We start from the raw sequence: 13,088 nt of genomic DNA on the forward strand, positions 1-13,088 counted from the left end.
CGCAACCCTGAGGAGGCAACGTGACGATCGACCGCACCACGAGCCCGCCCACGAGCGTCGGCTGGCTCAACGGTGCTGGACACCGCACGGCCCTGAACGTGTTCATGTTCGTCGTGCTGGCGCACTGGGCCGAGCACCTGACCCAGGCCTACCAGATCTACGTGCTGGGCCGCACGCCGCCGCAGTCACGCGGGGTGCTGGGCCAGTTCTTCCCGTGGCTGGTCACATCGGAGTGGCTGCACTACGGGTACGCGCTGGTCATGGTGGTCGGCCTGTTCGTGCTGCGCAAGGGTTTCGTGGGCCGGGCCCGCACCTGGTGGATGGTGGCCTTCGCGATCCAGTTCTGGCACCACATCGAGCACCTGCTGCTGTTCATCCAGGCCCAGACCGCCACACCGTTCTTCGGCAAGGCTGTCCCGACCAGCATCGCGCAGCTGATCTTTCCCCGCGTCGAGCTGCACCTGTTCTACAACACCGTGGTGTTCCTGCCGATGGTGGTGGCCGTCTACTTCCACCTGCGGCCCAACCGCGCCGAGCTGACGCAGGCGGTGTGCGGCTGCGCCAACAGGGCCGCAGTGCCGGTGCCGGCGTGACCGACACCGACGGGCAGCGGGCCACCGGGAGGCGCGTCACGGCTTCCCGGCTGGCCCTGCTCGCATTCTTCGTCGCACTGACGGCGGTCGGCGCGCCCGCGCTGCTCACCGCCGAGCCCGCCCCGGTGCGGCTGGCGGCGGTGGACCCGGCGGCCGACGTGGTGCTGGCCGCGATACCGGAGTCCGTGGCGCTGCGATTCACCGGCGACGTCGCCGCCCGCGAGGTCCACGTGACCGTCGCGGACGCCAACGGCGTCACCGTGTCGGCCGGGCCGCCCGCCCTGTCGGGCAGCACCGTCACCACCGCGCTGCGCGCGGGCGCGCCGGGCGCCTACCTCGTCGTCTACCACCTGCTACTCGACGACGGCAGATCGATCTCCGGCACCAGCCGCTTCGCCGTCGACCCGGCCGCGCCGTCGGCCGCCCCGAACACCGCCGAGGTCGCGGCACCCCTGGTCGAGGCCGAACACGCCCACGTGCCGCCCCCGGATCCGTTGAACCTCGCGCTGACCGCCCTGGCCGCCGTGCTCATCCTGGCGCTGCTGGCACTGCTGTTCAGCCGGCCCAAGGTGCGCGACTGAGCCGCGCCGACCGGCTGCGGCCGGTATGTGCTCGCGACCGATTGCGCATCTTCGAAGGGGCCGCAGCACGGCCCTGTCGCCCACGATGAGGTGCGCCCGCCGACCGTCGGCGGGTTCGAGCACGGTACGGAGGGACGATGCCTACGACACTCGGTGCGCTGCGCAGCCTCATGATGACTCCGTCGCTGGCCTCCGTCGGGTTTGCCGCCAGAGGCTTCCCGGTCGAGGAGACCGCGGCGACCCGCCGGTTGGAGGCGATCCCGCAGGCGGTGGTGTGCGGGTTCGAGTGGGCGATCGACGCCCGTACGCTGTGGGAGGTCGAGCGACGGCTGGACCTGGTGGAGCCGGAGATGCGGGGCTTCGCCTACGAGGGCGCCACCATGGCGTACACCATCCGCGACGCGATGGCGGGCGGGCGCGGCACCCGGGCGCGTGACCTGCTGCGGGGCCCGGCGCAGCCGCACGTCTTCCTCACCTACATCGGCATCGGGTTCGCCATGGCCCGGCTGCCGAGGCCCCTGTGGGCCCGGGTCCTGCCCGACCTGACCGGCACCCCGTACTACCCGACGATGAGCTGGCTGGCCGTGGACGGGTTGGGGTTCGACCGGGCCTACTTCGACACCGACCGCTGGGTGCGGCGCCGGCAGCGGCCGCGGCCCTACCCGTGGCAGGGCCACGCGGGCTACTTCCCGCGGGCCTTCGACCAGGGCATCGGGCGGGCGCTGTGGTTCATCCACGGCGGGCGCCCGGGGCCGGTCGCCGACGCGGTCGAGCGGTTCGAGCCGGACCGGCACGGTGACCTGTGGAGCGGGGTGGGCTTGGCGGCCACGTTCGCCGGCGGGTGCGGCTGCGAGGACCTGGTGGCGCTGCGCCGGTTCGCCGGCTCGCACGTCGCCGACCTGGGCCAGGGGGCCGTGTTCGCGGCGAAGGCGCGCGACTTCTCGGGCTTCGTCCCGGTGCACACCGAGCAGGCGGCGGGCATCCTGGCCGGGCTGCCGGTGGCGGCGGCGTCGGCGCTGGCAGACGAGGTGACCTCCGACGGTCCGGACGACGGCGGCCTGCCCCGGTACGAGACGTGGCGCGCCCGCCTGCGCGCGGCGCTGTCCCGCCGGGACGCGCCACTGCCGGGCTGAGCCGGCTCGCGCCGGGCTCGCGGAGTCCGGCGCGAAATTGCGCACCATGGCGTTCGGCAACGCAGAAGAAGAAATAGGCGAATTTCACTGACACGATTTCCTGGAGCGTCATCGAACCACGACACGACGACGGCCGGGAGCTGTTCATGGGACCTTATCGACGCCTGCGCAGGCGCATTCTCACGCCCGACATCAGCGAGACGAAAGTCGATGTCAGAGGCTTTCACGTAAAGAATGCCGAAACACGGGAACTGCTGGAGACGATCGGTCGCAGCTTCCTCGAAGGGTACGGATACGCCGCCGAGGCGCGGCGTGCGCCGGACGCCGAACACGGGCTCGAAAGCGTTCCGACGCGCTTTCGCGGATTCGCCTACGAAGGCGCCGCAATGGGTTTCGCGGTACGGGAGGGGCTGCCCGTCGGGGGGCGTGGACTGGTGCGCGACTTCCTGGCCGGGCGGGCAGCCGACCACGTGTACATGGCGTACGTCGGGGTCGGCTGGGCCATGGCCCGGCTGCCCCGGTGGCGCTGGCACACGCTCTACGCGCCCGACCCGCTGCTGCGCTGGCTCGTGCTCGACGGGTACGGCTTCCACCAGGCGTACTTCCACACCGACCGCTACGTCTACCAGCAGCACCAGGAGACCGACTTCCCGTGGCCGGCGGACCCGTTCCGCTGGTACGCCCAGCACGCCATCGACCAGGGCGTCGGCCGCGGCATGTGGTTCGTGGGCGGCACCGACGCCGAACTCGTCGCCCGGATGATCAACCGGTTCCCGGCGCAGCGCCGTGCGGACCTGTACGCCGGCGCCGCGCTGGCGGCCACCTACGCCGGCGGCGCGGACCGCGACGAGCTGGCCTGCTTCTGGGACCTGGGGCGCGCGTACCGGCCGCAGATCGCCCAGGGCTCGGCCTTCGCCGCCGGCGCCCGGGTGCGGGCGGGCCTGGACGTGCCGCACACCGAGACGGCCACCCGGCTGTTCTGCGGGCTGAGCCCCGTGCAGGCCAAGCAGGTCACCGACGACGCGCTCACGGACCTGGCCGACGACGGCAGCACGCCGTCGTGGGAGGTCTGGCGCCGGCGCATCGCCGACACCCTCGCCGCGCAGCGGCAGTTCTGAACCATCCGGGCCGCACCGCGGCCAGGCAGGAGAGAGGCTCCACGATGACCAGAATCGCCATAGTAGGCATGGCCTGCCGGTATCCGGACGCGGCCTCCCCCCGGCAGCTGTGGGAGAACGCGGTCTCCGGCCGCCGTGCCTTCCGCCGGCTGCCCGACGTGCGGATGCGGCTGGCGGACTACTACGACGCCGACCCGTCCGTGCCGGACCGCTTCTACGCCCGCAACGCCGCCGTCATCGAGGGGTACGAGTTCGACCGGATCGCCTACAAGGTGGCCGGCAGCACGTACCGCTCCACCGACCTGACCCACTGGCTGGCCCTGGACGTGGCCGCCATGGCCCTGGCCGACGCCGGTTTCCCGATGGCCGAGGGCCTGCCCCGCGAGCGCACCGGCGTCATCGTCGGCAACAGCCTGACCGGCGAGTTCTCCCGCGCCAACCAGCTGCGGCTGCGCTGGCCCTTCGTGCGGCGGATGGTCGCCGCCGCGCTCAAGGAGCAGGACTGGGACGACGACCAGCTCGGCACGTTCCTGGACGACTTCGAGGCCACCTTCAAGAGCCCGTTCCCCGAGATCGACGAGGACACGCTGGCCGGCGGCCTGTCGAACACCATCGCCGGGCGGATCTGCAACCACTTCGACCTCAAGGGCGGCGGCTACACCGTCGACGGCGCGTGCTCCTCGTCGCTGCTGTCGGTCGCCACCGCCTGCAAGGGCCTGATCGACGGCGAGCTGGACGTCGTGGTGGCGGGCGGCGTGGACCTGTCCATCGACCCATTCGAGATCATCGGTTTCGCCAAGACCGGCGCGCTGGCCACCGGCGAGATGAAGGTCTACGACAAGGGCTCCAACGGGTTCTGGCCCGGCGAGGGCTGCGGCATGGTGGTGCTGATGCGCGAGGACGAGGCCCGCGCGGCCGGGCACCGCGTGTACGCCACGATCGCCGGCTGGGGCATCTCCTCCGACGGCAAGGGCGGCATCACCCGGCCCGAGGTCAGCGGCTACCAGCTCGCGCTGCGGCGGGCCTACGAGCGGGCCGGGTTCGGCATCGACACCGTCAACCTGTTCGAGGGCCACGGCACGGGCACCGCCGTCGGCGACGCCACCGAGCTCAAGGCGCTGTCGCTGGCCCGGGAGGCGGCCGGCGCGACCGCCCCCGCGGCGATCAGCTCCATCAAGGGCATGATCGGCCACACCAAGGCCGCGGCCGGCGTGGCCGGGCTCATCAAGGCCGCCATGGCCGTGCACCAGCACGTGCTCCCGCCCGCGATCGGCTGCGTGGACCCGCACGAGCTGCTCGGCACGGACGGCGCCCAGCTGCGCGTGCTGCGCAAGGCCGAGCCGTTCCCCGCCAACGCGCCCACCCGGGCCGGGATCACCGCGATGGGCTTCGGCGGCATCAACACCCACATCGTGCTGGAGAGCACCGGCGCCCGCCGCCGGGCCACACTGGACACCCGCACCCGGGCGCTGGCCGCCTCGCTGCAGGACACCGAGCTGCTCGTGGTCGACGCCGCCTCGACGGGCGAGCTGCGCGACAGGCTGACGCAGCTGGCCGGGTTCGTGCCCACCATCGCGTACGCGCAGCTCGCCGACCTGGCCGCGACGCTGCACCAGGAGCTGCGCGAGCTGCCATACCGCGCCGCGGTGGTCGTCACCTCACCCGAGGACGCGACCGCGCGGCTGGAGGGGCTGATCGCCAAGCTCGACTCGGGCGAGACCACGATGATCGCCGCAGACGGGCGCAGCTTCCTCGGCCACGTCAGCGGGCCCGGCCGGATCGGTTTCCTGCTGCCCGGCCAGGGTTCCGGGCGCGGCGTCAGCGGCGGTGCGATGCGCCGGCGCTTCGCCGAGGCGGACGAGACCTACCTGCGGGCGGCGCTGCCCGTCGGCGCCGACGCCGTGGCCACCGAGGTGGCACAGCCGCGCATCGTGACGGGTTCGCTCGCCGGTCTGCGGGTGCTGTCCGCGCTCGGCCTGGAGGCGAGCGTCGCCGTCGGCCACAGCCTCGGCGAGATCACCGCGCTGCAGTGGGCCGGGGCGATGGACGAGCAGACCCTGCTCGACGTGGCGGCCGTACGCGGCGCGACGATGAGCCGGCACAGCTCGTCGGGCACGATGGCGAGCATCGGCGCGGGCCCTGAACTGGTGGACCAGCTGGTCACCGGGCTGCCCGTGGTGGTCGGCGGCTACAACGGCCCGCACCAGACCGTGGTGACGGGCACCGTCGAGGGCGTCGAGGAGGTGTGCACCCGGGCCCGTGAGCACGGCCTGTCGGCCACCCGGCTGTCCGTGTCGCACGCGTTCCACTCGCCGCTGGTCGCCCCCGCCGCCGACGCGTTCGGCCAGGAGCTGGCGGCGCGGCGGTTCTCCTCGGTCGGCCGGCGCGTGGTCTCCACCGTCACCGGCGACATCCTCGCCGCCGACACCGACGTGCGGGCGCTGCTGCACCGGCAGATCACCGACCCGGTCCTTTTCAACCAGGCGGTGACCCGCGCGGCCAAGGACGTCGACCTGTTCGTCGAGGTCGGGCCGGGCCGGGTGCTCAGCGGGCTGGCCGCCGCCGCCACCGACGTGCCCGCCGTCGCGCTGGACACCGACGACGAGTCGCTGGCCGGTGTGCTGCGCGTGGTCGCGGCCGCGTACGTGCTCGGCGCCGCCGGCGTCGACGCGGCGCTGTTCCAGGGCCGGGTGGTGCGCCCGCTGCAGGTCGGGGCGGAGTTCAGGTTCTTCGCCAGCCCGTGCGAGTCGGCTCCCGACATCGCCGTGGCCTCGGCCGGCCCTCGCACGGCCGTGGCGGCGCCCGCAGCGGCGCAGGCCGTCGAGGGCGAGTCCGGGCTGGACCTGCTGCGCCGGCTCGCCGCCGCGCGGGCGGAGCTGCCGCTGGACCTGGTCCGGCAGGACAGCAGGCTGCTCGACGACCTGCACCTGAGCTCCATCACCGTCGGGCAGATCGTCAACGAGGTCGCCGGGCGGCTCGGCGTGCCCGCGGCCCAGGCGCCGACCAACTTCGCCACCGCCACGGTGTCCGAGCTGGCCGTCGCCCTGGACGAGCTGGCGCAGACCGCCCGGCCCGGCGACGCCGCGCCGCAGCGGCTCGTCGCCGGCGCGGCGCCCTGGGCCAGGGCCTGGGCGCTGGACCTGGTCGAGCAGCCCCGACCGGCACGCGCCGCGGTCGAGGAAGGCGGGCAGTGGCAGGTCTTCGCGGAGGAACGCAGCCCGTTCGCCGGGTCGCTGCGCCGGGCGCTGGAGCGGTCCGGGCTCGGTGCCGGCGTACTGGTCTGCCTGCCCGAGCAGTGCGCCGAGCAGCACCTCGAGCTGGCGCTGCAGGGCGCGAAGGCGGCGCTGGCCGGCGGCGGCGACACCCGGTTCGTCCTGGTCCAGCATGACCGGGGCGCGGCCGGACTGGCCAAGACGCTGCAGCTGGAGGCACCGCACCTGCGTACCACCATCGTGCACGTGCCGGCCCGGCCGGAAGCCGTCGACCAGGTGGTCGCCGAGGTGGCCGCCACGGCCCGCTTCGCCGAGGCGTACTACGACGAGCAGGGTGTGCGGCGGGTGCCGACCCTGCGGGCGCTGCCGATCGAAGCAGACCGCACCGCAGCCGCGCTCGACGACTCCGACGTGCTGCTGGTCACCGGCGGCGGCAAGGGCATCACCGCCGAGTGCGCGCTGGCCATGGCCGTCGACAGCGGCGCGGCGCTGGGCCTGCTGGGCCGCTCCGACCCGGCCCACGACGCCGAGCTCGCGGCCAACCTGGAGCGCATGCGGGCCCTGGGCATCCGGGTCGCGTACGCCCGCGCCGATGTGACCGACACCGCCGCGGTCGCCGAGGCGGTGCACCGGATCGCCGAGGACCTCGGCCCGGTCACCGCCGTGCTGCACGGCGCGGGGCGCAACGAACCGGCCGCGCTGACCGGGGTCGACATGGCCGCCGTCCGGTCGACGTTCGCGCCCAAGGTGTCCGGGCTGCGCGCGGTGCTGGCCGCGGTCGAGCCGGAGCGCCTGAAACTGCTGGTGACGCTCGGCAGCATCATCGGGCGGGCGGGCCTGCGCGGCGAGGCGCACTACGCCACCGCCAACGAGTGGCTCGCGGACCTGACCGTCCAGGTGGGACGGGAGTTCCCGAACTGCCGGAGCCTGTGCCTGGAATGGTCGGTCTGGTCCGGTGTCGGCATGGGCGAGCGCCTGTCGGTCGTGGAGTCGCTGACCCGCGACGGCGTCACACCGGTCACCCCCGAGCAGGGCATCGCGATCCTGCGGCGGCTGCTGGCCGACCCCGACGCCCCCGCCGTCACCGTGATCAGCGGGCGCACCGAAGGAATCGACACAGTTCGCTACGACCTGCCCGAGCTGCCGCTGCTGCGGTTCGTGGAGCGGCCCCTCGTGCGCTACCACGGCGTGGAGCTGGTGTCGGAGGTGGAGCTGAGCGAGGGCACCGACCTGTACCTGGCCGACCACCGGCTCGACGGGAACCTGCTGTTCCCCGCGGTCTTCGGCATGGAGGCCATGGCGCAGGCCGCGGCGGCGGTCACCGGCCGGCATACCGCGCCGGTGGTGGAGCAGGCGCAGTTCCTGCGCCCGATCGTGGTGCCGCCCGGCGGCAGCACCCGGATCCGGATCGCCGCCGTGGTGACCGGAGCGGACACCGTCGAGGTCGCGATCCACAGCGAGGAGACCGGCTTCGCCGCCGACCACTTCCGCGCCAGGCTGCGGCTGACCGTGCCGGAACCCGGCGACGGCTCGCCGGGGCAGGTCGACGGCCTGCCGCCGGTGGTGCTGGACCCGCAGACCGACCTCTACGGCCCGGTGCTGTTCCAGGGGCGGCGCTTCCAGCGGCTGCGCCACTACCACCACGCGGCGGCCCGGCGGGTCGACGCCGGCCTGGCCGCCGACCGCGCCACGGGCTGGTTCGCCGACTACCTGCCCGCCACCCTGCTGCTCGGCGACCCCGGCGTACGCGACGCGATGATGCACGGCAACCAGGTGTGCGTGCCCGACGCGACGCTGCTGCCGCAGGGCATCGACCGGGTCGTCCCCGCCGGTGACGCGATGTTCGACGCCGCGGTGCTGCGGTACACGGCCGTCGAGCGCTCGCGCGACGGCGACACCTACGTCTACGACCTCGCCCTGCGCGACGAGTCCGGGCGGGTGCTGGAGCGCTGGGAGGGCCTGCGGCTGCGCGCCGTGCGCAAGAACGACGGGCGGGGCCCCTGGAGCGAGCCGCTGGTCGGGCCGTTCCTGGAGCGCTCCCTGCAGGACCTGGTCGGCGCCCAGGTCGCGGTGGTGGTGGAGCCGGACGGCCCGGTCACCGGCGACGACCACCTCGCCCGGCGGCGGGCGGCGACCGCGCTGGCGCTGAGCCGGGCGCACGCCGGCCCGGTCGCCGTCGCGTACCGGCCCGACGGCCGCCCGGAGATCGTCGAGAGCGACGCCGCGTCCAGCGCCCACGGTGCCGGGATCACCCTCGCGGTGACCGGCTCCGGCTCGCTGGGCTGCGACGTCGAGCCGGTGCGGGCCCGCGCCGAGGCGGACTGGCAGGGGCTGCTCGGCTCGCACGCGACCCTGGCCCGGCTGGTCGGCCAATCCCTCGACGAGGACGCCGACACGGCCTCGACCCGGGTGTGGGCGGCGATGGAGTGCCTGCAGAAGGCCGGGCAGCCGGCCCAGGGTCCGCTGACCCTGCGGCCGTCGCCACGCCCCGGCTGGACCCTCTTCTCCTACGGCGAGCTGCGGATCGCCACCTTCGTCTGCACCCTGCGCGGGTGGGCGGACCCGGTCGTGCTGGCCATCCTCACCGAAGGGCGCAACTGATGGACAACTACTTCGAATACCTGCACACGGTCGGCTTCGAGGAGACCAACATCGTCGGCAACGTGTACTACGTGAACTACCTGCGCTGGCAGGGCCGCTGCCGGGAGATGTTCCTCAAGGACCGTGCCCCCGAGGTGCTGGCCGACCTCCAGGACGACCTGAAGCTGTTCACCCTCAAGGTCGACTGCGAGTTCTTCGCCGAGATCACCGCCTTCGACGAGCTGTCGATCCGGATGCGGCTGATCGAGCTGGCGCAGACGCAGATCCAGTTCGGGTTCGACTACGTGCGCCTCGACCCGCACGGCGAGACGCTCATCGCCCGGGGCGGGCAGCGGGTGGCCTGCATGCGCGGGCCCAACACGCGCACGGTGCCGGCCCGGGTCCCGCAGCCGCTGATCCGCGCGCTGGAGCCATACCAGCTCGCGGCCGCACGAGTGTGATCGGAGACGCACGTGGACACCCGATTGATGATCCGCGGGGAACCCGGGGACACCAGAGTGCTGCGGCGTGCCTTCGGGACGTTCGCCACCGGCGTCACCGTCGTGACCGTCGGCGGCGACACGCCGCACGGCATGACCGCCAACTCGTTCACCACCGTATCGCTGGACCCGCCGCTGGTGCTCATCTGCGTCGGCCGTGAGGCGGTCATGCACGCCGTCCTCTGCGACCAGGGCAGCTTCGGCGTCTCGGTGCTCGCGGCCGACCAGGGGCATCTGGCCAGCTACTTCGCCGACCGCAACCGGCCGCTGGGGCCGGAGCAGTTCGCGGGGGTGGCGTGCCAGAGCGGCCAGCTCACCGGGGCGCCCCTGCTCGTCGGGGCGCTGGCGCACTTCGAGTGCGTGGTGCGGCGCACCTACGAGGGCGGGGACCACACGATATTCCTGGCCGAGCCGGTCTCGCTGCACCGCTGCGCCGACGACCAGGCGCTGCTGTTCCTGAACGGCCGGTTCCGGCAGGTCGAATCCGAACGGAGCGAGGCCACCACATGACCACGTCGTTGGGGCGGCGCCTGCCGGCGCCGCCCGGCCCCCCGCGCACGGACTCGCTGCGCCAGCTGGCGATCATGAACCGCGACCGGCTGGCGATGCTGACCATCGCCGCGCAGGAGTACGGCGACGCCGCCAAGCTGCCGGTCGGCCCGAAGACGCTCTACTTCTTCAACCACCCCGACCACGCCAAGCACGTGCTGGCCGACAACGCGGCCAACTACCACAAGGGCATCGGCCTGGTCCACGCCCGGCGCGCGCTGGGCGACGGGCTGCTGACCAGCGAGGGCGAGCTGTGGCGCAAGCAGCGCCGGGTCATCCAGCCGGCGTTCCAGAGCAAGCGGATCGCGGCCCAGGCCGGCGCGCTCGCGCAGGAGGGGGCCGCGCTCGTCGAGCGGCTGCGGGCCTACCAGGGCCGCGGCCCGGTCGACGTGGTGCAGGAGATGACCGGCCTGACGCTGGGCGTGCTGGGCCGTACGCTGCTCGACGCCGACCTGGGCGAGTTCGACGGCATCGGCGCCATGTTCGGGGTGGTGCAGGACCAGGCGATGTTCGAGCTGGAGACGCTCAGCGCGGTGCCGACCTGGTTGCCGCTGCCGCACCAGCTGCGTTTCCGGCGGGCCCGCCGGGACCTGGAGCTCGTGGTCGACGAGCTGGTGCGCCGCCGGCGCAGCCGCGTCGCCGACCGGGACGACGTCCTGTCGCGCCTGATCGTGTCCACGGACCAGGAGGCCGATCCGGCGGTGGGGCGGGTGCGGCTGCGTGACGAGCTGGTGACCCTCCTGCTGGCCGGGCACGAGACCACGGCCAGCACGCTGAGCTGGACGCTCTACCTCATCGACCGGCATCCGCAGGTGCGGGAGCGGCTGCGCGAGGAGGCGGTGTCGGTGCTCGGGGACCGGCTGCCGCGGTACGAGGACCTGGCCGGCCTGCGGTACACGGCGATGGTGGTGGAGGAGGTGATGCGGCTCTACCCGCCGGTGTGGCTGCTGCCGCGCAAGTCGCTGGCGGAGGACGTGATCGGCGGCTACCGCGTGCCAGCCGGCGCCGATGTGCTGATCAGCCCGTACACGCTCCATCGGCATCCGGGGTTCTGGGACGAGCCGGACCGGTTCGACCCGTCGCGGTTCGACCCGACGCTGCCGTCGGATCGGCCGAGGTACGCCTACATCCCGTTCGGCGCCGGCCCGCGCTTCTGCGTCGGCAACCACCTGGGCATGATGGAGGCGACGTTCGTGGTCGCCATGCTGGCTCGCGACCTGCGCCTCACCCTGGCCCCGGGCCGCCAGGTGGTGGCTGAGCCGATGCTGTCGCTGCGCGTGCGCGGCGGCCTGCCGATGACCGTCGAGCCGGCCGGCTGAACCGGCCGCGGCTACGGGCTCGTGTCCACTCGGGCACGAGCCCGTCGGCGTGTCCGGGGCGCATCCGGCGCGCCGCAGACGAAACCCCCGCCGGGCGGGCGGGGGCTGATGCGGGAAGGGGCTTCAGGCGGCGCCGGAGGCGCTGACGCGCGCCAGCGCGGCCGTGCGGACGTCGAGCAGAGCCATCAGGACCGGCGGGTCTAGGGCACGGGCCGGCTTGAGCTGTACGTCGGCGCCTTCGACGGTCGCCTCGCGGCTGACCGTGACCGGGCCCAGGGAGGCCACGCACACCTGCCGGTCGGCGCTGTCGGGCCTGGCCGTGTCGACGGGCACCGAATGGGCGAGCAGGTGCCACATCCCCGGTGGCACGTTCTCCAGCAGATAGGGCCCCGGCTCCTGCATCACCGCGCAGGCGATCGGTTTGCCCTCGGGCAGGCGGTCGCGGAACAGGCCGAGGAAGATGCTCTCCCGCCGGTCCGGGTCGTGCGGGCGGACGATCCCCCGCACCGTGGCCAGCTTGCCGGGCGGCACGTACGCCCCACCGGTCTGGATCTCGGGGGTGATCCCGTGCCGGCGGCGGTAGATCGTAGGGGACAGCCCGACGCTGCGGGTGAACCGGGTGCTGAACGTGCCGACGCTGGTGTAGCCCACCCGCAGGCTGATGTCGGAGACGTTGAACGACGTCGTGACCAGCAGTTGTTTGGCCTGCTGAAGGCGCAGCGCGGACAGGAACCGTCCGGGCGAGAGACCGGTGACCCGCTGGAACATCCGCGAGAAATGGAACTTGCTGAACATCGCTACGCGGGCCATGTCGTCTATCGTCAATTGGTCTTCCAGATTGTCGCGCATCACGGCGATGACACGCTCGACAGCACTTTCCGCCTGGGTGTTCATGGGACCTCACTGCCTCCTCGGGTTGAAGCATGCGGCGCTATCAAGAAACCGTTCGGCGCGGGTCGTCGAATGCCTTTCGGGCACGCCTGTGATAGGCGCGACCGCGTCGGTGCGTCCGGCATTCGTCGTCGTGCTGAACGGTTCTGGAGTGCGTCTGCGGGGAACGTTCCCACATGGCCGGTGGTGCCGTCCGTGCGGTGGATTCCCACGTCGGCCATCCGGTGGGGGTGACCGAAGTCGATGTTAGGGAGAAGTGATCCACGGGACAACACGCATCTCGTAACGTGTGCGACAGAGATCGTTCAGCGGGCGCGAACGGGCGTCGTACAGTGCCCCCCACCTGCGAGTTCAATGTGACTCGGCAGTAGCTTCCCGGCCAAGTAAGCAACTATTTGGAGAGGCACGGTTGGCACTATTCACTATCCATTACGGTCACTCAATGCAATCGTCGGCACGGCTTCGCCACCTCGTCGGCGGGCGTCGGGACACCCGCTGAACTGCGTCGGTGAGCGCTCTCCCGACGTTGCGCACCGTAGTTATTCGCGTACGCAACGATGTTTCGGGCAACGCGGCGCCCGCCCGCCGCGACGGCGCGCGGTCTCGCGGCGG

Annotated in this window: 9 protein-coding genes; 8 read left to right on the top strand and 1 reads right to left on the bottom strand. The window is 72.8% G+C overall.

All coding sequences use genetic code 11. From position 1 onward, the window contains the following. Positions 1–20: 20 nt before the first annotated feature. The 8 genes from Cco03nite_RS36425 (at position 21) to Cco03nite_RS36460 (ending at position 11,585) form a co-directional block, all read left to right on the top strand. Complete coding sequence (locus tag Cco03nite_RS36425) at positions 21–593, top strand: hypothetical protein (RefSeq protein ID WP_308440677.1); 573 nt, start codon at positions 21–23, stop codon at positions 591–593. Continuing rightward, positions 590–1,174, top strand: a complete 585-nt coding sequence (locus Cco03nite_RS36430; protein WP_203698573.1) for a copper resistance CopC family protein — start codon at positions 590–592, stop codon at positions 1,172–1,174. The genes Cco03nite_RS36425 and Cco03nite_RS36430 overlap by 4 nt, the downstream gene beginning before the upstream one ends. A gap of 137 nt (positions 1,175–1,311) precedes the next feature. Further along, entirely contained in the window at positions 1,312–2,307 is a 996-nt protein-coding gene (locus tag Cco03nite_RS36435; RefSeq protein ID WP_203698574.1) for a DUF1702 family protein, read from the top strand. 146 nt (positions 2,308–2,453) lie between these two features. Further along, on the top strand, positions 2,454–3,425 hold the full coding sequence (locus tag Cco03nite_RS36440) for a DUF1702 family protein (RefSeq protein WP_203698575.1): 972 nt from the start codon (positions 2,454–2,456) through the stop codon (positions 3,423–3,425). 44 nt (positions 3,426–3,469) lie between these two features. Next, positions 3,470–9,238 carry a type I polyketide synthase gene (locus tag Cco03nite_RS36445; protein ID WP_203698576.1) on the top strand — a complete coding sequence of 1,923 codons (5,769 nt, stop codon included), beginning with the start codon at positions 3,470–3,472 and terminating at the stop codon, positions 9,236–9,238. After that, on the top strand, positions 9,238–9,678 hold the full coding sequence (locus tag Cco03nite_RS36450; protein WP_203698577.1) for an acyl-CoA thioesterase: 441 nt from the start codon (positions 9,238–9,240) through the stop codon (positions 9,676–9,678). The genes Cco03nite_RS36445 and Cco03nite_RS36450 overlap by 1 nt, the downstream gene beginning before the upstream one ends. A 27-nt stretch (positions 9,679–9,705) precedes the next feature. Next, a complete protein-coding gene (locus Cco03nite_RS36455; RefSeq protein ID WP_203698582.1) occupies positions 9,706–10,227 on the top strand; it encodes a flavin reductase family protein in 522 nt (173 codons plus the stop codon). After that, positions 10,224–11,585: a cytochrome P450 gene (locus tag Cco03nite_RS36460; protein ID WP_203698578.1), complete on the top strand. Its 1,362-nt coding sequence runs from the start codon at positions 10,224–10,226 to the stop codon at positions 11,583–11,585. Before Cco03nite_RS36455 ends, Cco03nite_RS36460 begins: the two co-directional genes overlap by 4 nt. Positions 11,586–11,708: 123 nt before the next feature. Here the strand turns inward: Cco03nite_RS36460 and Cco03nite_RS36465 are convergent, their stop codons facing one another. Next, on the bottom strand, positions 11,709–12,479 hold the full coding sequence (locus Cco03nite_RS36465; protein WP_203698579.1) for a helix-turn-helix domain-containing protein: 771 nt from the start codon (positions 12,477–12,479) through the stop codon (positions 11,709–11,711). Between the last annotated feature and the right edge of the window lie 609 nt (positions 12,480–13,088).

It is taken from the genome of Catellatospora coxensis, from assembly GCF_016862635.1.
Lineage (GTDB): Bacteria > Actinomycetota > Actinomycetes > Mycobacteriales > Micromonosporaceae > Catellatospora > Catellatospora coxensis.

Excerpts from the sequence above, each read along its gene's own strand:
- Cco03nite_RS36460 (WP_203698578.1), top strand. The coding sequence starts at position 10,224 with ATGACCACGTCGTTGGGGCGGCGCCTGCCGGCGCCGCCCGGCCCCCCG.
- Cco03nite_RS36455 (WP_203698582.1), top strand. The coding sequence starts at position 9,706 with ATGATCCGCGGGGAACCCGGGGACACCAGAGTGCTGCGGCGTGCCTTC.
- Cco03nite_RS36450 (WP_203698577.1), top strand. The coding sequence starts at position 9,238 with ATGGACAACTACTTCGAATACCTGCACACGGTCGGCTTCGAGGAGACC.
- Cco03nite_RS36465 (WP_203698579.1), bottom strand. The coding sequence starts at position 12,479 with ATGAACACCCAGGCGGAAAGTGCTGTCGAGCGTGTCATCGCCGTGATG.
- Cco03nite_RS36435 (WP_203698574.1), top strand. The coding sequence starts at position 1,312 with ATGCCTACGACACTCGGTGCGCTGCGCAGCCTCATGATGACTCCGTCG.
- Cco03nite_RS36445 (WP_203698576.1), top strand. The coding sequence starts at position 3,470 with ATGACCAGAATCGCCATAGTAGGCATGGCCTGCCGGTATCCGGACGCG.
- Cco03nite_RS36440 (WP_203698575.1), top strand. The coding sequence starts at position 2,454 with ATGGGACCTTATCGACGCCTGCGCAGGCGCATTCTCACGCCCGACATC.